Source organism: Anaerovibrio sp. JC8 (assembly GCF_002100115.1).
Lineage (GTDB): Bacteria > Bacillota > Negativicutes > Selenomonadales > Selenomonadaceae > Anaerovibrio.
Window position 1 is genome coordinate 22,630 of record NZ_ANBM01000006.1, and the last position, 22,871, is coordinate 45,500.

Here is a 22,871-nt window from a genome sequence, read left to right on the forward strand (position 1 = left end):
ATATCTTTTTGGGGGTATAAAAAAAGAGCCACATAATGTGACTCTTTCTGGTATTATTTTTCGCCCAGCTCCAGCATCAGCCTTGCCACCATGGCTTCACTGGTGAGCATGCCGCCGGATATTACCCCGTGCTTTAGGGCGGTGATGCCCACCTCGTAGCGGTCCATGTGGACGCCGTCGTTTATGCATTGGGTGGCACCGACGATTTTTACTCCCTTGGAGATGGCATAATCAATGGCTGGCAGGAGGTTGCCCGGTGATTCAACTCCCGGAATGCCGCCGGAGCCAAAGAGATTCAGCACCATGCCGCGGCAGCCTGCGTCCACCAGTGCCCTGATATACTCATTTTTATAGCCGGGCACCAGATCCACAACGACCACTCTGGTATCCATTTTGTCCCGTATCCGCAGCTTGTCGCCCGTTGACGGGTGTGGATTTTCTTCCAGATATTTGTCGTATTCCGGGTTAAATTTCAGTACGCCGTCCTTCAGCTCGGCCACCTCAGGGGCATTAATGCTCTTAAAGGCATAGAATGCCTCCGTATGTAGCTTCTTGACAGTATTGCCCTGAATAAGCCTGCCGTAAAAGGCCAGATATACACCGGGGCGTCCCTTGGCAGCCGCAGTAAAGGCCGTGATGAGGTTGTCGGGGGCGTCGGAGCCTTCCTCGGTAAGGGAAAGCTGGGAGCCTGTTATGATAACCGGCTTGTTTAGATTCTCCAGCATATAATACAGGGCCGAGGATGTAAAGGCCATGGTATCCGTGCCGTGGCTGATGACAAAGCCGTCGTACTTATCGTATTGGTCCTCCACGGTGCGGGCCATCTTAACCCAATGCTCCGGCTGGATATTGGTGCTGTCCAGCTTCATCAGCTCCAGGGTGTCAATGTGGCAGATTTCCCGCAGGGCAGGGACATGCTCAATAAGGCCTTCCCCGTCAAGGCCTGGCATCATGCCCTTTTCGGTCTGGACGGAAGCAATGGTTCCGCCGGTTGCAATAAGCAGTATTTTTTTCATGTCAAAAACTTCTCCTTCGTCTCCATCAAAGGAATCTTATTCTAATAATGATTATACTGCTGTTATGTAAATTTTCCAAAAATTATCTGTATAGGCAGGAAAAATAGGGCTTGGTAGTGAATAATAGAAACATGCTTAAAGTGTGTCCCTATGTATGTATTTTGGAATTTTGAATTGCAATAATCTATAGATAGGAGTGATGTGTATGGCAGAGCCTATGGTTGAAGTCTTCATATTTGAGACCAGACAGTTTCTGGAACAGCTGGAACAAATTGCTCTTGGCAGTGAGGAGCAGGGCGGTTTCAGTGAGGAAGACGTCAACGAAATCTTCCGTGCCATGCATACTATTAAGGGCTCAGCGGCTATGATGATGTTCGATCAGGTATCGACATTGGCTCATTCTGTAGAGGATATTTTCTTTTACATTCGTGAGCTCAAGCCTGCCAAGGTAGACGCTACAGCCATTACCGACATTGTCCTCAATGCCGTGGATTTCATGCGCATTGAAATGGACAAGCTGGATGCCGGTGGTACTCCGGACATGAGCAGTGAGGAGCTGAGAGCCTATACCAAGGATTTCCTCAGGAACATGAAGCTGGACAACGGCCATGATCCTGATATTGACCTTCGTAAGGCCAAAAATGCCAAGAAGAGCAGCGAAGCCACCGGGGAGGGTGCTTCGGCACCGGCTCCTGAGCCTGAGCCGGAGAAAAAGCAGTACTACATTGGTGCGGCCAAGCCTGCGGCTCCTGCACCGGCAGCAGAGGGCACCAGCGGCACACAGCACGTTTTTGAAGCCACCGTTTTCTTCCAGCAGGGCTGCGAGATGGAGGAGGTTCGTGCCTTCGGCGTAGTCAACAACATGAAGGAAAAGGTTAAGGAGCTTCATTATCTGCCGGAAAAAATTCTGGAGGATGAATCAGCCACTGACACTATCCGCAATATGGGCTTCCGCCTGTTCTTTACTACGGACCTGAATTATGATGAGGTAAAGGCAGAGCTGGACCAGACCATTTTCCTTGACCGCCTTGAGCTGAAGGAAGTGGGCAGCGTTGCTGAGCTGGAATATTGGCCTTCCCAGGAGACCATTGCCATTACGGCTTTGGAGAATTCTGAGCCTATTAAGCCGGATATGCCACCGGTTCAGCGGGATTTGTCCGGTCCGGTGAAAAAGCCGGCACCAGCCAAGGGCGGTGATGGAGCGCAGATGATTACCGTCCGGGTGGACAAGCTGGACAAGCTCATGGATCTGGTGGGCGAGATGGTTATTGCCGAGGCCATGGTTACCCAGAACCCTGACCTTAAGGGCATGGAGTTGGACAATTTCGCCAAGGCTGCCCGTCAGCTGCACAAGATTAACGGGGAGCTCCAGGACAGCGTTATGGCCCTTCGCATGGTGCCATTGGAGGGTACCTTCAAGAAGATGAACCGCATTGTCCGGGATATGACCAAGAAGCTGGGCAAGAAAGCCCGTCTTGTGCTGGTGGGTGAGTCCACAGAGGTGGACAAGAACATCAACGAGCATATTTCCGACCCGCTTATGCATATTGTCCGCAATTCCGTGGACCATGGCATTGAAATGCCGGAAGTGCGGGTAGAGGCCGGCAAGGAGGAAATGGGTACGGTTATCCTTTCCGCGGAAAATGCCGGCGGCGAGGTTGTTATTAAAATCAAGGATGACGGCGGCGGACTTAACAAGGAGAAGATTTTGGAACGGGCCCGCAAGAACGGAATTCTCACCAAGCCGGAATCCGAGCTTACAGACAGAGAGATTTATTCCTTCATATTTGCCCCTGGCTTTTCCACCAAGGAGGCTGTTACGGAGTTTTCCGGCCGCGGTGTTGGCATGGACGTGGTTGTGTCCAACATCAAGTCCTTGGGGGGCAAGGTTATTGTGGACAGTGAGCCTGGTCAGGGCAGTACCACCACCATCAAGATTCCGCTTACCTTGGCCATTATTGAGGGAATGTCAGTTTCCGTGGGCGGTTCCCGCTTCACGGTGCCAATAAATTATATCAGCCGTTCCTTCCGTCCGGAGGACGGGGCCATTTTCAGGGATCCGGACGGCTCCGAAATGATTATGGTTCAGGGCAAGTGCTGTCCTGTAGTAAGGCTGTACGATATGTATGGTATTCCTGATGCAATTCACGAGCCGACTGACGGCATATTGCTGCTGTTGGAGACGGGGGATTCCCGGTTTGGAGTGATGGCCGATGAGCTTCTGGGAGTACAGGAAATTGTGGTTAAGCCTGTACCGAAGTACATCAGCCGCATGATGAAGACTACCGGCATCAGTGGCTGTACCCTGTTGGGTGATGGCAGCATCAGTCTGATTATTGACCCGCAGCAGGTACATAACATTATTTTTGACTAACCGGGAGGGATAATAGTGGAAGATGACAAGCTGTTAATGGAGGATGAGGACACCCAAAAGGACAAGTACCTCACTTTTACCTTGGGGGACGAGGTTTACGGTATCGACATAAAGGTTGTAATTGAGATTATCGGCATTCAGAAAATTACTGTGGTGCCGGAGGTACCGGAATATGTCAAGGGTATTATCAATCTTCGGGGCAAGATTATTCCTGTGGTGGATATGCACCTTCGCTTCCGCCGTCAGGGCAAGGAATATACTGACAGGACCTGTATTGTGGTCATTGATGTCAATGATGTGCTGATTGGCCTTATTGTGGACGGGGTTTCCGAGGTGTTGACCATTGATGAAAAGAATGTGGTTCCACCGCCGGAGCTTAAGGCCTCCCAGAACAAGTATATTCGCAGCATCGGCAAGATTGGCGAGAGCGTAGTCCTTCTTCTGGATTGGATGAAGCTTTTCAGCGAGGATGACCAGAGCCTGTTTGATGATATGAGCTCCGAGGAGACCGTGGAACAGGCAGCAGAATAAGAGATATTTGAGAAAATGGAGTGTATTCAAAATGATGTTTTTCAAAAATCTTACAATTGGTGCTAAACTAATAACCCTGGTTGTTGTTCTTGAGTTGATAATCGTGGCTGTATCCTGGCATGGCATTTCCAACACCATTACAACAGCCGAAAAATATGATAATTTAATAAAGATGGATACCCAGGCGGCCATCAGTGCCAATTCCATGGGTATGCATCTCAATTCCGCCCGCAACCATTACATGATGGCTATGGACAAGCTGGATAATGCCGAAACTCAGGCCTATCTGGCAAAAATGAAGAAGGATTTGGAGGAGTGCGACAAGGATCTGGCTGACCTTAGTGCCATGGCTGAGAGCCAGGCAGGCAAGCAGATGATTGCCGGCATTCAGAAAAATTTTGAGACCTATCGTACTGGGGCCATTTCCAGCATTAACCAGAAGCTGGAAGGCACCCTTACGGAGTATGATGCAGTGGAAGCAAGACAGGACAGAATTGCAGAGAGCCTTTACGGGGAAGTAAAGAAAATCGCTGATATGGGCGAGCAGGCTGCTGCCCAGGAGGTTGTGAAAATCTCGGATGAAAACCGCAGCAGCATTACCAAGAATATTGTTATTGCCCTGGTTTTGATTATTATCTCTTTGGCCGCCGGTGTGTATTTCTCCCGGGATCTGTCCTCCCGCTTAAAGGAGCTGGGGGCTGCAGCTGAACGAATTGCTGAGGGTGATCTCACCACTGAGGTCAAGACCAGCACCGGTGATGAGCTGGGAGACGTGGCCGCCAATTTTGAGATCATGCGCCAGAGAGTCCATGAGTCCGTGTCGGATATTCATAATGTGGCAGACCAGGTGGCTGCAGGGGCCAAGAATGTTTCTGATGCCAGCCTGGGCCTTTCCCAGGGGGCTACAGAACAGGCGGCTTCTGTGGAGGAATTGTCTGCTTCCATCAGTGAGATTGCCTCCCAGACTGCCAGCAATGCAGAAAATGCTGAGCGGGCCAATGCCCTTACCCATAATTGCCGCAGCCATGCAGAGCAGGGCAATGAGGACATGAAGTCCATGCTCAATGCCATGGAAGAAATCAATAATTCTTCCAACAATATTTCCAAGATTATTAAGGTTATTGATGAAATCGCCTTCCAGACCAATATCTTGGCCCTTAATGCCGCTGTGGAGGCCGCCCGGGCAGGACAGCACGGCAAGGGCTTTGCTGTGGTAGCTGAGGAGGTCCGCAATCTGGCGGCCCGCAGTGCCAAGGCGGCCAAGGAAACCACGGATATGATTGAGGGTTCCATCGACAAGGTTAATGTGGGACGCAATATTGCCAATAAGACTGCTGAAGTTCTTGGGGCTATCGTTGGTGATGTGGCCGATGTGGCTGATATTGTAGAGGGAATTGCCAAGGCCTCCAATGAGCAAAAGCTGGCTATTGACCAGATAAATCAGGGGGTTAACCAGGTTTCTCAGGTGGTACAGTCCAATTCTGCCACCTCTGAGGAGGCTGCTTCCGCCAGCCAGCAGCTCAGTGCCCAGGCTGACCGCATGAGAGAGCAGGTTAGACATTTCAAATTAAGCTCCTCCGTGGTAAACTTTAGACATAAGGACACACCAAGTGCTGTTCCTGTGTATCCGGATAAGCCTAAGGAGGCAGAGGTTCAGTCCAGTGTCCGGAGAAATGAGGTCAAGCCAATGGTTAAGCCGGCTGCACCCGGTGTAAAGCCAAAGACTATTGCTCTTACAGATGAAGAGGGCTTCGGTAAATACTAACTTTTACGAGATTTCGGAGACACCACACTATGAACCAGTCCTTGTTCCAGCAGTTTGCGGCTTTGGTGACAGCGAATTTCGGTATTCAGCTGCCACCGGAGAAAAAAGCTCTTTTGGAAAGCCGTTTATTCAAATTAAAAAATGATAATTTGGGCAGACCTGAGCTGGCCAGTGACGAGGCCTTTCTGAAATATATCAAGGAAGACACCACTGGCAAGGGCTTGGCCATGCTGGCAGAGGCTATAACTACCCACCATACGTTTTTCATGCGTGAGCCGGATCACTTCTCATTCTACGAGAAGGAGGTTCTGCCATATCTTGAGAAAAGCATCCGTGATGGAGATGTAAGAACCTGGTGTGCGGCTTCCTCCACCGGGGAGGAGGCCTATACCCTGGCCATGATGCTTGAGGACCACTTTGGTTCCATGACTGGCTGGGAGACTACTCTTTTGGCCACTGATTTATCAAAGGATGTATTGGAAAAGGGCAAGGCAGGCATTTATGCCGCCGAATCTGTCAGGACATTGCCTGCAATTTGGCAAAACAGCTATTTCCATCGTGTTCCCGACGGGAATTATCAGGTGGTGGACAAGCTGCGCCAAAAGGTGTTGTTTCGTCAGTTTAATCTCATGACACCGGTATTTCCATTCAGGAAGCCTTTTCATGTAATTTTCTGCAGAAATGTTATGATATATTTTGATGCTCCCACTAGGGAAAATTTGGTCCGGAGATTTGCAGATTTTCTGGAGCCGGGAGGTTATCTTTTTATTGGTCATTCAGAGGTTATTGACAGGCATAAGAGTGATTTTGATTACGTTATGCCGTCCATTTATAGAAAGAAGGGGGCGTTCACATGAGTGATTTGAAAATTCTTATTGTGGATGATTCCCTGTTTTTTAGGGAAGCCCTGGCAAGGGGACTGGCTTCCAATATTTCGGGTACCATAGAAATAGAGAAAGCTGAAAATCCATTTGAGGCAAGGGACAAGATATTGTCCTTTGACCCGGATGTTATGATTCTTGATGTTGAGATGCCTAAAATGAACGGCATTGAGTTTTTGCGCCGTCTTATAGTGCAATATGCATTGCCCACAGTGGTATTGAGCTCCAGGCCTGCCTACAAGAATCTGGCCTTGGAGGCCGGAGCCTTTTCCTTCATAGAAAAGCCTTCCATGACCTTGGGCAGCGGCGATTTTATGAAGAAAGTGGCAGAACAGGTGGTAATGGCCAAAAAGCATGAGGAGATGCTTATTTCGGAAAGCCAGGGGCAGGATAACGCAGCTGAAGCACCACCAGCCCCGGAACCAAAGCCTGAGCCGGTGCAGCCTTCTGTGTCATCCATACAGCAGGCTAAACCAGCCGTACAGCCACCCAAAACGGACGTACAGCCCACCAGATCTGCTTCGGATAAGGTGGTTACACCGCTGTTTCAAAACTATGGCAGCCACGAACAGGTTTCGCAGCACCTTAACCGCGTGGTATCCAACATGAAGGCCATGACGGAAATTGCCAAGCAAATGAAAAGCGATAAGCCGGAGCCACAGTCGGTGCCTCTCAGTTCTCTGAAGACACCTGTACCGCCCAGAAAAGTGGAGCTTATTGCCATAGGCGCCTCCACCGGTGGTACGGAGGCTCTGTCAAAGATATTGCGGGAGTTGAGACCGCCCCTGCCGCCTATTGTTATTGTGCAGCATATACCACCCATGTTTTCCAAGCTGTTTTCTGACCGCCTCAACAATGAATGTGTGGTCAATGTCAAGGAGGCGGAGGACGGGGACCGTCCGGCGCCGAACTGTGTTTATGTTGCTCCAGGCAACAAGCAGATGCGGGTAAACAGCGTGGGCGGTTTGATGTCCCTGGATGTTAAGCCGGGACCTAAATACGGTGGTCATTGTCCGGCAGTTAATGTATTATTTAAGTCAGTGGCCGAGAATATTGGCGATCGGGCCATGGGTGTTATTCTCACCGGCATGGGTGAGGATGGTGCCGAATATATGTTGAAAATGCGTGAAGCAGGCTGTGTAACTTTGGGGCAGGATGAGGCCAGCAGCGTGGTTTATGGTATGCCAAGGGTTGCCTACGAAAAGGGCGGCGTAATGCTCCAGGTTCCCCTCAATGGCATGGCAATGATGATAACGGCTGTAGCAAATTATAAGTAAGGAGGGAGAGCTATGATGGAACAGCATGATATAGTAATTGATTATGGCTCTCTCCAGGATATGCTGGGCGGTCTGGGTGACAGCGTGATTATGACCGACATCAAGGGAATGGTCATTTTCATGAACAAGGCCGCCGAGGAACTTTTTGAGTATCATTTTGACAGTGAGGTGCCCGTCAGTGTCAGCGATGTTATGAGACTGGAAAATGTCGACACCCGGGAAAGAATTATAAGCCCTGTTATCCGGGCCATGCGCACCAGAAAAACCATGGGGCTTTCCAAGAATATCGGCTTTGCCCGGTCCGACGGTGCAGTATATCTTTCAGCCACCTGCTCTCCTATTATTGACAGTGAGGGCGTTGTTAAGGGCTGTACTGCCATTGTCAGGGATGTTACCAGAATCCGCACACTGGAGCGCAAGGTGGAAACGGACCATTACTATATGCGTTCCGTATTTGAAGCGGCAAAAATCGGTATTATCACCCTTAACGTCCGTGGTGAAATAATGGATATCAATGATCCTGCCCTGGAAACTATCAATGAGGACTATATTGATATTATGGGCAAGCAGTTTGGTGATGCCATTCACTGCGTCAACAGTATTTTCCACGGCTGCGGCAAGTCAGAGCACTGCAAGTTCTGCGTTGTCCGCAACAATATAGAGTCCGCTATTTTGGATGATACCTTTACGGTGGATTTTGTGGTGGCAATCCAGATAAAGGGCGTCAAGGAGCCGGTATGGCTTCAGATGTTTATTACACAGCTGTGGAATGGCAAGCAAAAGCAGATAGTACTTACCATGCTCAATATTTCCAAGCGGAAGCAGAAGGAGCATGAGCTTCAGGAGGCCCGGCGACATGCGGAGGTGGCCAGCACCACCAAGACCCAGTTCCTGGCCAATATGAGCCATGAAATCCGCACTCCTATAAATGGTATGTCCGGCATGATAGACCTGACCCTGAAGACCTCCCTTACGGATGAGCAACGGGAGAATCTTACAGCGGCCAAGCAATGCTCGGAGGATCTTTTGCGTATAATTAATGATATACTTGATTATGCCAAGCTGGAAAATGGCAAGATGCGTCTGGAGAACATTGACCTTGATCTCCATGAGCTTCTCAACAGGGTTAGCAGCCTTCACAGCCAGACAGCAGAAAACAAGGGGCTGACCTTTACCAGACCAAATATTGAGGCCTTGCCAAGATATGTGCGGGGCGATCCTCTCCGTATACGGCAGATACTCCATAATCTGCTGACCAATGCACTGAAATTTACCATGAAGGGGGGCATTACTCTTGGTGCCTATACCTTTGACCGTGGCCAGCAGCCATATCTGGAATTCTATGTGGAGGATACGGGTATCGGCATGACCATGGAGGAGCAGGCCAAGCTGTTCAAGCCGTTTAGCCAGGTGGATGGTTCCACCACCCGCCGCTTTGGTGGTACGGGGCTGGGGCTGATGATAGTCAAGGAGCTTGTTTCCAGTATGGGAGGCGAAATAGGGGTAAGCTCACGCCAGAATAACGGAAGCCGCTTCACAGTGCTGCTGCCTTTGGTTCTGGCGGAAAAGGCCGATTTGGAAATGAAGGATCAAACGGTATTTATGAATCCATATTCTCCACAATCCTCAGGGGGAGATGAAGGTGAACCGGATGACGAGCCATTGTTGCCGGGACTTGGTACCAGTGATGAGGATGAGGACGATATCAGCGATCTGCTTAAATACTGTGAAGAGAAATTGAGTGATTAGGGGGTTACATATATGAGGATTTTAATTGCCGAGGACGACAGAATAAGCCGCAGCTTCCTGCAGAAGTTTATGGCGACCTACGGAGAGGTTGAGGTGGCTGTAGACGGCATGGATGCCATTGATATTTACATGGATGCCATAAAGGAGGGCAAGCCCTTTGACCTGCTCTGCCTTGATATTATGATGCCGAAGGTTGATGGCCTGAAGGTGCTGAAGGTAATCCGACAGCTGGAGAACCAGAATGAAAAGGCTTCTGACAAGAAAATCAAGATTATCATGATGACAGCTTTGGCAGATATTGGCTATGTGGATGAGGCTTTCCGTCTGGGCTGTGATGCTTACGCTTCCAAGCCGGTGGACACGGAAAAGGTAGAGGAGGCTATGCGCAATCTGGGGCTGATTTCGGAAGAGAAAAAGGATTGATGTAAGTTTGAAGTATTGGGGTGTTTTGTAAGTTTATGCGTTTAGTGACCGTTGATTTAGGGGAGAACAGTTATAATATTTATATAGGAAATAATTTGCAGGCTGAGATAGTGGATTTCTGCAAAAAAAGCAGCTTTTCCAGCCGAGGCCTGATAATTACGGATACCAATGTGGGTCCTCTTTACGGGGATAAATTAAAGGCCATGCTGGCTGATGGGGGGGTGGATGCGGAAATTTATGCCATTGAGGCAGGGGAAAGCTCCAAGTCCCTTGGTAATTTTGAAAAAATCATGACCCGTTGCATTGAGCTGGGCCTTGACAGAAAATCACCTATATTTGCCCTGGGGGGCGGTGTAGTTGGTGATCTGGCGGGCTTTGCGGCTGCCTCCTACATGCGGGGAGTGCCTTTTGTGCAGGTGCCAACCAGCCTGTTGGCCCAGGTGGATTCCAGCGTGGGGGGCAAGGTGGCAGTAAACCATACCTTGGGCAAGAACCTTATCGGTGCCTTTTATCAGCCCAAGGCGGTATTTATGGATCTGGATTGGTTAAGGACGCTGCCGAAACGGGAGATATACACCGGTCTGGGGGAAATTATAAAATACGGCATCATATATGATAATGAATTCTTCCGCTTCCTTGAGGAAAACGTGGATGAGATCCTCAGTCTGAATAATGAAGCGGCAGCCCACATGACGGCCCGCTCCTGTGAAATAAAGGCAGCGGTGGTCAGTGAGGACGAGAAGGAGTCCGGTCTGCGGGCTATTCTGAATTTTGGGCACACCATGGCCCATGCGGTGGAGAAAAACACCGGCTATACCCGTTACAACCATGGTGAGGCAGTGGCCATTGGCATGATCTGTGCAGCACATATCAGCCGGGCACTCAGGCTTGTTGATGATGCTTCCTTTAAACGGGTGGAAAAATTAATTGGAATAATGCAGCTGCCGGCCAAGGCCGAGGGCTGTGACATAGATACTTTGTATGAAGCAATATTCCACGATAAAAAGACGGTAAACGGTCAGGTTAAATGGGTGCTTATGGATGGAGAAATCGGCAAGGTGCGCATTACCAAAGAGGTTCCTGAGGCTGTGGTGAAGGAAGCCATGAGCTATTGTTTGGCGTAAAAAAATAATTTAAATTTTGCTTGCTTTTGCCAATTTTGCGTGATATTATACTAGGGTATGTGAGTGGTCCTCTGGACAAGGCTATATTAGAATTCAACACTTGCCAAGAACACTTGAATAGAGGAGGATATACAATGAACATTATTCAGGAATTAGAGAAAGAACAGCTCAGAAATGACATCCCAGATTTCCAGCAGGGTGACACTGTACGTTGCCATGTAAAGGTTGTCGAGGGTTCCCGTGAGCGTATCCAGGTATTCGAGGGCGTTGTTATTGCACGTTCCGGTGCTGGCGTTCGTGAGACTTTCACCGTTCGTCGTATTGCCAGCGGTGTTGGCGTAGAGCGTACTTTCCCAGTACACTCCCCAAGACTCGATAAGATTGAAGTTAAGCGTCGTGGTGTTGTTCGTCGCGCTAAGCTGTACTATCTCCGTAACCTCACTGGTAAGGCTGCTCGTATCCGCGAGAAGCGCTAATGTCAGAATTGAAAAAGGGACTGTATTTCAGTCCCTTTTTTTCTTCTCGTAGTAGAGAGTGTTAAATGAGACTAATTCAGTGGGTAAGAGGTGATTTAGTTTGGGTCAGTTGGGTACTGAAATAAGAGATTGGGTTATTTCCATAGCTGTTGCCATAGCATTGGCTATGTTTATTCGTACTTTTGTGGTGGAGCTGTATCTGGTAGATGGTCCGTCCATGATGCCAACCCTGGAGCATCAGCAGCGCCTTGTAGTAAACAAGTTTATCTATAAGATGCGTGCGCCTGAGCGGGGGGAGATACTTATCTTCCAATACCCTAGAGATAAGAGCCGTGACTTTATCAAGCGGGTTATTGCCGTTCCTGGTGATACCATTGAGATAAAGGATCACAATGTTTATGTCAATGGAGAGCTCCAGAATGAGGATTATATCCTGGCCAAGAGCCGCATGGATTATCCAAAGACCACTATTCCGGAAGGACACGTATTTGTAATGGGCGATAACCGCAACAACTCCGAGGACAGCCGATTCCCGGATGTAGGCTTTGTGCCCTATGATTTGTTAAAGGGTAAGGCCATGCTGGTATTCTGGCCATTGTCTGCATGGAAAACCTTGCCTTGATAAAACTGGAATCAGTAATGAATACACCGGGATTGTTTCCGGTGTATTTTTATGCGCAAAAAACGGGACTATATACCTACAACCTCTGTGGTAATTAACAATTATTTTTGATAAAATATGCTTATCGATAAAGAGGATATCTTTGGGTGTGTATGAGCTTTGGAGGGGTATACTGTATGCACGATGCACATGAGATGCGTCAGCTCTTTATGAAGCGGCTTTTGGGTAGCTGTTATCATAAAGTTGTACATGTAAATTTGCGTAAGGATAGCTTTCATATTCTCAAGCTGGATGAGTTTGAACGTCAGCATACGGCTATTGATTTAAATAAAGCAAGTTTAAGTGAGTGGTTTAATGACTTCGTCAACAGTGGAATGTGTCACGAAAGCGTTAGGCAAAGATTTGTGGAGTTCGCTTCACCAAATAATTTAAGACGGCTTTGCAAGAAATGCACTGAGGGCTCGGTGCAGATTGTTTATTTGCGTCTTATGGGTAAGGACGGAAATTATCAGCCGGCTATATTGGAATTTTTCCCTGATATGGACGACAATTTTTCAGGGTTTATTACGGTGCGTTCTTTTGTATCCAGCACTGCCATCAGCAAGCGCAATATGCTGGACGATGTAGAGAACCGTAAGCATGACGACGGAAGCAAATATGACCGTTTGACTGGCCTGCTGAACCGACGGGCTTTCTGTGAGCGGGCAGATCAGATTATGGCTGAAAATCCTACGAAGAAATATGATATTGTAGTTTCTGATGTGGTGGATTTCAAGCTGATAAATGAACATTACGGCTATGAGGCCGGTGATAAGGTTATTACGGAAATCAGCGAATGGCTCCAGTGCAATAAGGGAGATAATTTCCTTCTGGGCCGCTATGGCGGTGACCAGTTTGTCACCTTTATGGAGCATACGGGGATTTTGACGGATGAGTTTATTCGCTACATCTATCAGTCTGCCCGGGAAGTTATTTCCATGAAGGATCTGGTATTCCGGCTGGGAATTTATGAGAACGTGGACAGCTCTGTTTCTGCGGCTATTGCCTGTGACCGGGCTATCATGGCCCTGCAGCCTATCAAGCACCAGTATGGTAAGCTGTATGCCTTCTATGAGGATAGCATGCTGAGAGATCTGGAGCGTTATCGCCGCATGGAAAAGGATATGCGCAATTCCCTGACCATGGGTGAGTTTTATCTGGTGTTCCAGCCTAAGCATAATGCCAGCACCGGTGAGCTGGAGGGGGCCGAGACTCTGCTGCGGTGGAACCATGCAGAGCTGGGCAGCATTTATCCAAACGAGTTTATTCCGATTATGGAGGACTGTGGCTTCATCGTTGAGGTGGATATGTATGTCTGGGAGCAGACCTGCAAGTGCATCAAACGATGGACACAGCAGGGAATCCAGCCAGTACCTATGTCGGTAAATTTCTCCCGTCTTAATTTCCGCGAGCCGGACTTTGTTCAGCGGATTATTGAGATAACGGACAGATATGGCATAGACCGTTCCCTGCTGCATTTGGAGATTACGGAGAATCTCTTTGAGGCAAGTCTGAATGAAATGCAGAAAACCCTGCAGGCATGCAAGGACAATGGCTTTAAGATTGAGCTGGACGATTTTGGCTCCGGCTATTCCTCCTTAAATGTTTTAGGTGATTTACCACTTGATACAATTAAGCTGGACAAGTCCTTCATGAATGAGCTGAGCGACAAGAAACGCAGCAACATTCTTTTGGGCTGTATCAGCCTGGCCAACAGCCTGGAGCTGAACACCATAGTGGAAGGGGTAGAGTCCCAGGAGCAGATGGATATGCTGCGCAGTTATGGTGCCAATATGATTCAGGGCTTCTATTTTTCCAAGCCGATGAGCGAGGAGGACTTTACAGCCTATATTTGCAAGCATTCTCAGAATTGCCAAAAAACATTAAGATTTCACTAAATAATATGAACCCTGTGTCAGGTCAGTAAATATATGGCCGGCATAGGGTTTTCTTATGTTCATCTAATGTATGATGGCGTAAGATGTGGTATAATATCAGACGTGTTAAACAATGTTTGCGTAAGGGAGGTTTTTTTATGCTTAGCAAAAAGGTTTATATCGTAGTGATGTGTTTAGTGTTATGTCTGGGCCTTATGGGAGCAGCCAGTGCAGCCCCAAACGGTCAGTATAGCGAGTCGTCTATAATATCCGTGGATGGATATGGTACGGCAACCACCAGCCCGGATATGGCTAATATAAGAATCGGTATTGAGTCCACGGCCAAGGATGCCAAGCTGGCTCAGCAGGAAAATGCCACCAAGATGGCTTCTGTCCTGGAGGCCATAAAGGCTTTGGGAATTGAGGACAGCAATATCAAGACTGCTTTCTTTGATTTAAGCCCAATTTATAATTATCCTGAGGGCAAATCTGCGGAAGTGGTGGGTTACACTGCTACCAACTATATTGCGGTAAAGGTTAATGATGTGACCAAGGCCGGCACAGTTATTGACAAGGCCCTAAACAACGGTGCCAACCGCATTGACAGCCTTAGCTTTGATGTGAAGTCCCCGGAGGGATTGCGCAAGGCAGCCCTTAAGAATGCCGTTCAGGATGCCAGAAACAAGGCAGATATTCTTGCCGGAGCTCTGGGAGTGCGGATTACCGGTATCAAGCTGGTTACGGAAAATGTTGGATCTGTTACCGCCAGAGAAAACAAAATGATGGGCACCGGTGCCCGTGATTTTGTGGCAGCCAGTGCGGTAGCTACCCCGCTGGAGGCTGGAACCATTGACGTAAAAGCCACCGTGCATATTGACTATATTATCGAATAAAAAATAAAAATTTGGGAGTTTTTTGATGAAAAAGCCACGTTTAGAGGCCATAGAGTTTATCCGGGGTATTTCCATGCTGGGAGTAATCGGGATTCATATTGGTTCTGCCTATCTTGGGCAGCACCTTACTCCGGAGGCCCCCGGCAATGCCCATCTGGTGGCATTACTTGAGATATTTACAAGATTCAGCGTACCGATTTTCTTCTTTATTTCAGCCTTTGGCCTGTTTTACAATTTGGACATGGCCAAGCCCTTTGTTTACAAGGATTTTTTAAAGCGCCGTTATAAGGCCGTAGTGGTGCCTTATGTGGTGTGGTCCCTGTTTTATATCCTGCACTATTGCGTGCTGTGGCAGGATTTTGGGCCTCTCAGGCTGATTACCATATTGTATGATCTGTTTTTCGGCCTGGCAAATTATCAGCTGTACTTTATGGTGCTGCTTATCTGGTTCTATTTGCTGATGCCAATATGGGTATGGGCGGTAAGACGGCTTAATATTTCTCGGCTGGCCCTGCTGCTGGTATTCCAGATAGCCATCAACTACTATCTGTGTTTTATGTGGAATGCCTGGGCAGTGGAAAACCCTTATCTTAAGCCATTTGCCATGTACCATCTGAATTACTGGGTAATTCATTATGTATTTATCTTCCTGCTGGGTGGCTATCTGGCAGTGAATATGGATAAATTCATGACCTTTATGGAAAATTATCGTGGTGGTATTGTAGCTTTTTTCTGGCTGTCTCTGGCCGGACATCTGGGCTACTACTATTATTTGCTTCATAGCAAGGGCTATACCCCGTTGGAGGGCGTCAACACAGCCCATCAGCTGTGTCCAACTGGTATTATCTATACCCTGGGAGCCTGCCTGTTTTTCTTTACGATTTTCACCATCTGGAGACTGCCGGATAGATTGAAGCCGGTGCTGTCCCTTTTGGGAAAGCATTCCTATTTCATGTATCTGGCCCATCCGGTGGCAATTACCTATATTTCATTGTATTATGAGCATATAGGCTTGAGAATCCATGCCTTTACGGCAGTAGTGATGTATTTTCAGGTTGTAATATTTACTTTGCTGGCGGCTGTGCTTATGCGCCGTCTGGGGGAGATTATCCCTGTTATCAATAAGGCTACCATTGGGATATATCCTAAGAAAACAGCATAAGAAGGGCTCCCCGGCGGGAGCCTTTTTACTAAGACTTATTCAATGGGTTCATGGAGGAGAGAATGGAGACTTCGTATATAATTATTGTGCTTTTGCTGATTGTTGTCGGCCTTTTGGTTTCTTTGGTAATGAAGAAGCCGGACAATTCCCATGCTGAGCAGGTGCTGTGGAACATGCAGAAGGCCCTGGGGGACAGCCAGCAGATGACCAAGGAGGATATCTGCCGCAATATCATGCAGCTGGATAACGCCAACAGCCAGAATCTCAAGGAAATCAAGGATATTGTGGACCGGGGACTGGTGTCGGTGCGAAATGAAACGGAAAAGGGCATCGCATCTGTTCGGGGAGATTTGGACAAGAACCTTAAGGAGATCAAGGGCGTGGTGGATGAACAGCTTCAGACAGTCCTGGAAAAGCGGATTACCGCTTCCTTTAAGACCGTCAGCACCCAGCTGGAGCAGGTTTATAAGGGTCTGGGCGAAATGCAGGCCCTGGCCAGTGATGTGGGCAGCCTTAAGCAGGTCCTCAGCGGCGTAAAAACCCGTGGTGTACTGGGTGAGTACCAGCTGAAAAGCATTCTGGTGGAGATTTTGACCACAGAGCAGTTTGAGGAAAATGTGGAAACGGTGCCTAATAGCGGTAAGCGGGTGGAATTTGCCATCAAGCTGCCGGGAATGGACGGGGAAACTGTCTATTTGCCTATAGACGCCAAATTCCCAATGGATTCCTATAACCATCTTCTGGAAGCCCAGGATACCGGGGATAAGGCCCTCATTGATCAGGCCCAGAAGGAGCTGGAGAACCGTCTGGATGGCGAGGCCAAGGATATTTCCACCAAATATCTGGCACCGCCTCATACCACCAGCTTTGCCATTATGTTCCTGCCAATAGAGGGGCTCTATGCCCATGCGGTGGACAGCGGCATGGTGGAACGGCTTCAGCATAAGTACAAGGTCAATATTGCTGGGCCAAGCACCATGGCAGCCATGCTGAACAGCCTGCAGATGGGCTTTAGAACGCTGGCCATTCAGAAGCGGTCCAGCGAGGTGTGGAAGACCCTGGGAGAGGTCAAGAGCGAATTTATTAAGTATAATGCGGCTATGGACGCTCTCCACAAGCAGTTTGGTCAGGTGACCACCAAATTTGATGCTTTGGTAAATACCCGCACCAACGTGCTTATGCGTAAATTCCGGGATGTGGAGGCCATGCCGGAGCTGGAGGATAATCAGGATGAATAAGGTGGAGGGTACAATATATGGATGATACGTTGCTGAATCTGGCCATAGTGCCGGGATTAGGTTTTTTGTATTATATTTATACTCTGGACAAGATCGAAAAAGAACCTCCGGAGCTGCTGATAAAGCTGTTTCTTTTTGGCGCAATCTGCTGCTTTCCGGCGGTGGTGGCAGAGGTGGCGGCCGGTGGTATCCTGACGGCAATGCTGGAGGAAGGCTCTGTGGAGTACGTCTTTCTTGAAGCCTTCCTGGGAGTTGCTTTGATGGAGGAGGGCTGCAAGCTTTTTGCCTTGAAGCGGCTGACCTGGACCAACCCTCATTTTAACTACCGCTTTGATGCCATAGTTTATGCTGTCTGTGTCAGCATGGGCTTTGCAGTGCTGGAAAATATCTTCTATGTACTGGATGGCGGCCTTGAAACTGCTGTGGGCAGGGCATTTACATCAATTCCGGGGCATGGCATATTCGGTATTTTCATGGGCATTTATTACGGTCAGGCCAAGGAATATCTGCATCGTATGAACCGCACTGTCAAGGATCGGAGCCTAAAGCTGGCCCTGATTGTGCCGACACTGCTGCATGGGTTCTATGATTTCTGCCTGCTGACAGAGGATGACGTCATGATAGGTGTATTCCTGGTTTTCCTTGTGGGACTCTATATACACGCCTTTTTTGACCGTCCGCCGCATGTCCAAGGAGGACCATCGAATATATTACTAATGGATTAAACTGAATTGAGTATAAGGAGTGCTTTTGTGGCCTGCAAGGCCCGAAGGTACTCCTTTTTGTTATGTAGAAATTTATTTTGGTATGTATCAAAATATATGTTGATTTTTTCGAGTAGGATATATACAATTACTGTAGGTAATTACAATTACCCACAGTAAGGAGTAAAGATATGATTTCTACTCATAAATTTATCACCAACATAGATAGATACATCATTCCATGTATTGCCAAGGGAAAACCATCAAAGGATACCCTTGAGGCTTATCTGAAGCATATCCGTCTTTTTCTTAATTGGTGCCACCGGGATAACCGCCACCCACTGAACATGACGGAAATGCAGATCAGCATGTACTATCAGGAGCTGGTAGACAGAGGATACAAGCCCTTGACCATCCACATAAAGATGGCTGCCGTAAAAGCCTTTTATCGGGCTGCCCTGCAGCAGGGGCTTATGTTTAATAATCCCTGCGACCATATCCAGACCCAGGGGGGTAATCCGCCAACCCTAAGATACTATCTTGATGTGGATCAGCTGCAGGTGGTTTGCAACACCTATATGGATGAGCCGGAGCCATTTATCCGGCACCGTAATACGCTGATACTTTATCTCTTTAGCGTGGAAGGACTGCGTCCAATTGATATTTTCCGGCTTAATATGCAGGACATAGACTGGGAGCATTTGACCATAAGCATTGGAACAAGCAGGCTGGAAAGAGAAGAAATATATCCCTGTGCAGAGACTATGGACATATTAAAGGATTATATAAAAAGCATTCCGGACAATATCACTGATATGCTGGAAAACCAGCTGGCACCTTTAATAATTTCCAATTCCCGAAATAATTATGGTGGCCGTCTGTCCCGTAACGGCATGCGGCTTATTATTAATACAGCTCTGGACAAGGCCGGGCTGAAAGTATCCGGTTCTTCAGCCAATCTCCTCAGAAACAGCTGTGGCACAAATCTTTTTAAGGCCACCAATGATATTAAGCTGGTTCAAAAAACATTGCGCCAGCAGAATGTAAGCTCAGCCTTAAAATTCGCAGCAGACAATAAAACCTTAAGCCAGCGGACCACATCAGTTATTGCTCCAAAGCGTAATAAATAGGCGTTCAGGGCCGTTTCTGACTATCTTTTATTTTACTTCCGATAAATTATCATTATCGGAAGTAAAAATGCAAAATTCACTATCTTTAAAAAATCCCCTATCCCAATCTACAAGAATAATAGTTAAAAAACTACTTTTTCCACACTCCCAAAGCAAAAAAGCCTTATGTTCTCGCAGGAAAAACAGAAGGCAAAGTCGAAGTAAACAGTTAAAGTTGATTTCTTCAATACATAATCTTTCCGGGATATTACAGGGAGTGATTATACATGAAACAGCATAGACCAATACAAAAATCTTTTCTGCTGGCCACCGGGCTGCTGCTGATAGCTGTGCAGCTTCTTTCCTATTGGATGATGCTTGCCCAGGCCAATCAGAATGAAACCACCCCCCAGCAAAAAACCGTCAGGGTAGCAACCTATGATGCAGATGAAATTTTCGTACTGGACACTGTTAATCACAAGAATAGCGGTTATGCCTATGAATATTTAGAAACCATTGCCAAATATGCCGGCTGGGATTTAAATTATGTGATTTATCCCGGCTTTACAGCCTGTATTGACGCTGTAAAAAAGGGCGAAGCGGATTTGGCCTATGATGTGAGCTACACCGAAGAACGGGCCCAGTATCTGGCATTTCCGAATGAGCCTATGGGGGTAGAAAACTACTATCTCTATTTCCTCGATACCAACAAAAATATTATTTCCGGCAATCTGGATACTCTGCAACATAAAAAAATCGGTGTTTCCAGAGGTACCAAGCAGATCAGTATTCTAAAGGAATGGCTTGCCAAGAACCATGTTGATGCGGAAATCGTGGAATATGCCAACAGCGCCGGACGCAGGGCGGCCCTTTGGGCTGGTGAAGTGGACCTGAATCTTATTGCCAACAGATACAACAAGCCCCATTTTGTTGCCTTTGGCAGTATCGGTGAGGACAATTTCTATCTGGTAGTGAACAAGGCCCGGCCAGATATTCTGAAGGAGCTCAATAATGCCCACAGAACCATGATGTCCATAAATCCATATTTCCTTACAGACATCAGCAAGCGTCATTTTGCCTATGCATCCATCAGAAAAAGCCTTACAGAGCCTGAATTAAAGTGGCTGGAGGATCATCCTGTCATTCGGGTAGGCTGTCTTATTGATGACCCGCCATTCACTTACACTGATCCTAAAACTCAGGAGATAAAAGGTGTTTATGTAGATACCCTGCATCGAATTTTTGATGTATTAAATATTGAAGACTATCATCTGGAATTTAAAATGTATTATTCCCAGGATGATATGCTGATTGCCCTGCGAAATAATCAGATTGATCTTATTTCCCAATATTACTTCGATTATAATAAGGCTGCCATGGATAATGTCATTATATCCTCTGATATTTACGATGCCCAGATAGGTATTGTCCGCAAGGCAGGCACTTCCTACAGTGATGCCTTTGAACGGCTGGCCTATGAAAAGAAACGTAACAAGGGCTATGCAGGGATAAAATATCCGGAGGCCACCTTTATTCCTTGCAAGAACCTTTTGGACTGCCTGGATGAGGTCAATAAGGGCAATGCCACTGGCGTAATCGGCCTCAGCTCTACACTTGCTATATATACCCAGGCATATCCGGAGCTGGAATATACTCCTTTGATGGATACTGTCCCTATCGCCTTTGCCACCTCCAAGGACAACAAGTCTTTGATTACCATGCTGGACAAGGGCCGGGGACTCATCAACAACGGCGAAATTGATGCCATGCTGGCCGGTCATCAGCCTATGGCACCATTCTCCGTTCATAAATTTATCTCCAATAATCTGGCGGCATGTATTTTGGGCCTTATAGCCCTTATGTCAGTTATTATGGTATTCCTGTTTATGACGGTAACCAACCGTCGGTTAAAGGCGAAGAACCAGCTCATTGACGATCAAAATACCGCCCTGAAGGAATATCAGGCCAAGCTTACCCAATCCCTGGAGGATGTGCAGAAGGCCGACAAGGCCAAGACCTCCTTCCTTTTCAATATGTCCCATGATATCCGCACACCAATGAATGCTATTATCGGCTTCACCGGATTATTGGAAAAAAATATTGATAACAAGGAGCTGGCCCTTAGCTATATTGACAAGATTCAGTCCTCCAATAATTTCCTCCTGTCCCTTATCAATAACGTACTGGAAATGGCCCGTATTGAAAGCGGCAAGGCAACTGTCGATGAATCCTATGCGGATATTAATCTTATGATGCCTGAAATCGGGGCAATTTTTGAACCGCAGATGAAGGAAAAAGGGCTTGATTTCAAATGTTCACTTAATGTGGAGCATAATCATGTCATGCTGGACACCACAAAGGTCAGGGAAATACTTCTTAATCTCATCAGCAATGCTCTCAAATACACTCCATCCGGAGGCAGTGTAACCTTTGCTGTTACAGAAGAGCCGTCTGCTGCTCCTGGTATGAGCACATATAAAGTGGTAGTTGCAGATACGGGTATTGGTATGCCTAAGGATTTCCTTGAAACTATCTTTGATGCCTTTACCCGGGAAAAGAATACCACCCAAAGCGGCGTTATCGGCACCGGCCTGGGCATGCACATAGTTAAAAAGCTGGTTGATTTGCTGGGTGGCACCATTAATATTGAAAGTGAGCTGGGAAAGGGTACCACCATCACTCTCCTTATGCCTACCAAGCTTGCTTCGGAGCATCTCCGCAAAATTACTGAACGGGAAAATAAGGAAATCGATACCTCGAAATTTAAGGGTATGCGCATTCTGCTGGCTGAAGACAATGAACTGAATGCAGAAATCGCCCAAACCATTCTGGAGGATCAGGGCTTTAAGGTTGAGCACGCCCATAATGGTGTTGAAGCCGTTGATATGCTGAACAGCTCTGAGCCTGGATATTATGACCTTATACTTATGGATGTGCAAATGCCGCAGATGGATGGCTATAAAGCCACCATTACCATACGGGGCATGAAGGATCCTGTCCATTCCAGTATTCCTATCATTGCCATGACAGCCAATGCCTTTGACGAGGATAAGCGGGCTGCCCTGCTGGCAGGCATGAATGCCCACATTCCAAAGCCATTTGATGTACATAAGCTCTTTGGCACCATTGAAATGGTACTGAAGCACAAGGACTATTATATCCGCAGCCATGCAATGGACAGCTTCAGGGAAAAATATGAGGCTATGGGGCTGAAATGCGGTTACCTCATTTTCCGGCCGAACAAGATGGAAGAAACCATCTACACTGACGAAACCGTACTGGATATATTTGGCTGCTCCAGCTTTGAGGATTTCACCAATTATGCCAAGGGTTCAGTAAAGAATATTGTTATCGTCAAAGAGCGGGAGGATGTATCCAGCAAGGTACATGAAATGGAAAGTGCCTCCTATATTGGCAATTTTAAATTCAGCATTACCAGACAGGACGGGGAAACCCGAAATCTGGATTCCATCGGCTGTCGGGCCTATACCGGTGAAGAAATAGTTTGCTTCGTTTACGTGGTAGACATCACCAACACCAATCTGTAGCCCTTACGCCAATAAATTGCATTCCACAAATTAAAAGGCATATACCCGACGCATTATTGCGTA

Annotated in this window: 18 protein-coding genes; 17 read left to right on the forward strand and 1 reads right to left on the reverse strand. The window is 47.5% G+C overall.

Annotated elements, in window-relative coordinates; all coding sequences use genetic code 11:
- Positions 1 to 53: 53 nt before the first annotated feature.
- A complete protein-coding gene (locus tag D081_RS07180) occupies positions 54 to 1,016 on the reverse strand; it encodes an asparaginase (protein ID WP_085023512.1) in 963 nt (320 codons plus the stop codon).
- Positions 1,017 to 1,221: 205 nt separating this feature from the next.
- On the opposite strand from D081_RS07180, the gene D081_RS07185 reads away from it, so the two are divergent.
- The 17 genes from D081_RS07185 (at position 1,222) to D081_RS07265 (ending at position 22,808) form a co-directional block, all read left to right on the forward strand.
- On the forward strand, positions 1,222 to 3,390 hold the full coding sequence (locus D081_RS07185; protein ID WP_085023513.1) for a chemotaxis protein CheA: 2,169 nt from the start codon (positions 1,222 to 1,224) through the stop codon (positions 3,388 to 3,390).
- A gap of 15 nt (positions 3,391 to 3,405) precedes the next feature.
- Complete coding sequence (locus D081_RS07190; protein WP_233127451.1) at positions 3,406 to 3,921, forward strand: chemotaxis protein CheW; 516 nt, start codon at positions 3,406 to 3,408, stop codon at positions 3,919 to 3,921.
- A 31-nt stretch (positions 3,922 to 3,952) separates the two neighbouring features.
- Complete coding sequence (locus D081_RS07195; protein ID WP_085023514.1) at positions 3,953 to 5,686, forward strand: methyl-accepting chemotaxis protein; 1,734 nt, start codon at positions 3,953 to 3,955, stop codon at positions 5,684 to 5,686.
- A 29-nt stretch (positions 5,687 to 5,715) separates the two neighbouring features.
- Positions 5,716 to 6,543 (forward strand): protein-glutamate O-methyltransferase CheR, encoded by an 828-nt coding sequence (locus D081_RS07200; RefSeq protein WP_085023515.1) that lies wholly within the window; start codon positions 5,716 to 5,718, stop codon positions 6,541 to 6,543.
- Complete coding sequence (gene cheB, locus D081_RS07205; RefSeq protein ID WP_085023516.1) at positions 6,540 to 7,844, forward strand: chemotaxis-specific protein-glutamate methyltransferase CheB; 1,305 nt, start codon at positions 6,540 to 6,542, stop codon at positions 7,842 to 7,844. The genes D081_RS07200 and cheB overlap by 4 nt, the downstream gene beginning before the upstream one ends.
- Before the next feature lie 12 nt (positions 7,845 to 7,856).
- The gene (locus tag D081_RS07210) at positions 7,857 to 9,593 is read left to right on the forward strand and encodes a PAS domain-containing hybrid sensor histidine kinase/response regulator (protein ID WP_085023517.1); all 1,737 of its coding nucleotides are present in this window, start codon (positions 7,857 to 7,859) and stop codon (positions 9,591 to 9,593) included.
- 12 nt (positions 9,594 to 9,605) lie between these two features.
- Positions 9,606 to 10,016 carry a response regulator gene (locus tag D081_RS07215; RefSeq protein WP_085023518.1) on the forward strand — a complete coding sequence of 137 codons (411 nt, stop codon included), beginning with the start codon at positions 9,606 to 9,608 and terminating at the stop codon, positions 10,014 to 10,016.
- A 35-nt stretch (positions 10,017 to 10,051) separates the two neighbouring features.
- Positions 10,052 to 11,140: a 3-dehydroquinate synthase gene (aroB, locus tag D081_RS07220; protein ID WP_085023519.1), complete on the forward strand. Its 1,089-nt coding sequence runs from the start codon at positions 10,052 to 10,054 to the stop codon at positions 11,138 to 11,140.
- A gap of 134 nt (positions 11,141 to 11,274) precedes the next feature.
- Positions 11,275 to 11,616, forward strand: coding sequence for a 50S ribosomal protein L19 (gene rplS / locus D081_RS07225; protein ID WP_085023520.1), 342 nt, complete (start codon positions 11,275 to 11,277; stop codon positions 11,614 to 11,616).
- A gap of 100 nt (positions 11,617 to 11,716) precedes the next feature.
- Positions 11,717 to 12,238, forward strand: a complete 522-nt coding sequence (gene lepB, locus D081_RS07230) for a signal peptidase I (RefSeq protein ID WP_143272152.1) — start codon at positions 11,717 to 11,719, stop codon at positions 12,236 to 12,238.
- Positions 12,239 to 12,414: 176 nt separating this feature from the next.
- Entirely contained in the window at positions 12,415 to 14,175 is a 1,761-nt protein-coding gene (locus D081_RS07235; RefSeq protein ID WP_158087594.1) for a bifunctional diguanylate cyclase/phosphodiesterase, read from the forward strand.
- A 137-nt stretch (positions 14,176 to 14,312) separates the two neighbouring features.
- Positions 14,313 to 15,047, forward strand: a complete 735-nt coding sequence (locus D081_RS07240) for an SIMPL domain-containing protein (RefSeq protein ID WP_158087595.1) — start codon at positions 14,313 to 14,315, stop codon at positions 15,045 to 15,047.
- Between the two features lie 25 nt (positions 15,048 to 15,072).
- Positions 15,073 to 16,209, forward strand: a complete 1,137-nt coding sequence (locus D081_RS07245) for an acyltransferase (RefSeq protein WP_085023523.1) — start codon at positions 15,073 to 15,075, stop codon at positions 16,207 to 16,209.
- Between the two features lie 62 nt (positions 16,210 to 16,271).
- Complete coding sequence (locus D081_RS07250; protein ID WP_085023524.1) at positions 16,272 to 17,447, forward strand: DNA recombination protein RmuC; 1,176 nt, start codon at positions 16,272 to 16,274, stop codon at positions 17,445 to 17,447.
- 17 nt (positions 17,448 to 17,464) lie between these two features.
- Positions 17,465 to 18,172, forward strand: coding sequence for a PrsW family glutamic-type intramembrane protease (locus D081_RS07255; protein ID WP_085023525.1), 708 nt, complete (start codon positions 17,465 to 17,467; stop codon positions 18,170 to 18,172).
- Between the two features lie 170 nt (positions 18,173 to 18,342).
- On the forward strand, positions 18,343 to 19,281 hold the full coding sequence (locus tag D081_RS07260; protein WP_085023526.1) for a tyrosine-type recombinase/integrase: 939 nt from the start codon (positions 18,343 to 18,345) through the stop codon (positions 19,279 to 19,281).
- A gap of 266 nt (positions 19,282 to 19,547) precedes the next feature.
- The gene (locus D081_RS07265) at positions 19,548 to 22,808 is read left to right on the forward strand and encodes a transporter substrate-binding domain-containing protein (protein WP_085023527.1); all 3,261 of its coding nucleotides are present in this window, start codon (positions 19,548 to 19,550) and stop codon (positions 22,806 to 22,808) included.
- The last annotated feature ends 63 nt before the right edge of the window (positions 22,809 to 22,871 follow it).

Bases quoted from the DNA above. Each gene is read 5' to 3' on its own strand.
- D081_RS07180 (WP_085023512.1), bottom strand. From the start codon at position 1,016: ATGAAAAAAATACTGCTTATTGCAACCGGCGGAACCATTGCTTCCGTC.
- D081_RS07185 (WP_085023513.1), top strand. From the start codon at position 1,222: ATGGCAGAGCCTATGGTTGAAGTCTTCATATTTGAGACCAGACAGTTT.
- D081_RS07195 (WP_085023514.1), top strand. From the start codon at position 3,953: ATGATGTTTTTCAAAAATCTTACAATTGGTGCTAAACTAATAACCCTG.
- D081_RS07200 (WP_085023515.1), top strand. From the start codon at position 5,716: ATGAACCAGTCCTTGTTCCAGCAGTTTGCGGCTTTGGTGACAGCGAAT.
- cheB (WP_085023516.1), top strand. From the start codon at position 6,540: ATGAGTGATTTGAAAATTCTTATTGTGGATGATTCCCTGTTTTTTAGG.
- D081_RS07210 (WP_085023517.1), top strand. From the start codon at position 7,857: ATGATGGAACAGCATGATATAGTAATTGATTATGGCTCTCTCCAGGAT.
- D081_RS07215 (WP_085023518.1), top strand. From the start codon at position 9,606: ATGAGGATTTTAATTGCCGAGGACGACAGAATAAGCCGCAGCTTCCTG.
- aroB (WP_085023519.1), top strand. From the start codon at position 10,052: ATGCGTTTAGTGACCGTTGATTTAGGGGAGAACAGTTATAATATTTAT.
- rplS (WP_085023520.1), top strand. From the start codon at position 11,275: ATGAACATTATTCAGGAATTAGAGAAAGAACAGCTCAGAAATGACATC.
- D081_RS07235 (WP_158087594.1), top strand. From the start codon at position 12,415: ATGCACGATGCACATGAGATGCGTCAGCTCTTTATGAAGCGGCTTTTG.
- D081_RS07240 (WP_158087595.1), top strand. From the start codon at position 14,313: ATGCTTAGCAAAAAGGTTTATATCGTAGTGATGTGTTTAGTGTTATGT.
- D081_RS07245 (WP_085023523.1), top strand. From the start codon at position 15,073: ATGAAAAAGCCACGTTTAGAGGCCATAGAGTTTATCCGGGGTATTTCC.
- D081_RS07250 (WP_085023524.1), top strand. From the start codon at position 16,272: ATGGAGACTTCGTATATAATTATTGTGCTTTTGCTGATTGTTGTCGGC.
- D081_RS07255 (WP_085023525.1), top strand. From the start codon at position 17,465: ATGGATGATACGTTGCTGAATCTGGCCATAGTGCCGGGATTAGGTTTT.
- D081_RS07260 (WP_085023526.1), top strand. From the start codon at position 18,343: ATGATTTCTACTCATAAATTTATCACCAACATAGATAGATACATCATT.
- D081_RS07265 (WP_085023527.1), top strand. From the start codon at position 19,548: ATGAAACAGCATAGACCAATACAAAAATCTTTTCTGCTGGCCACCGGG.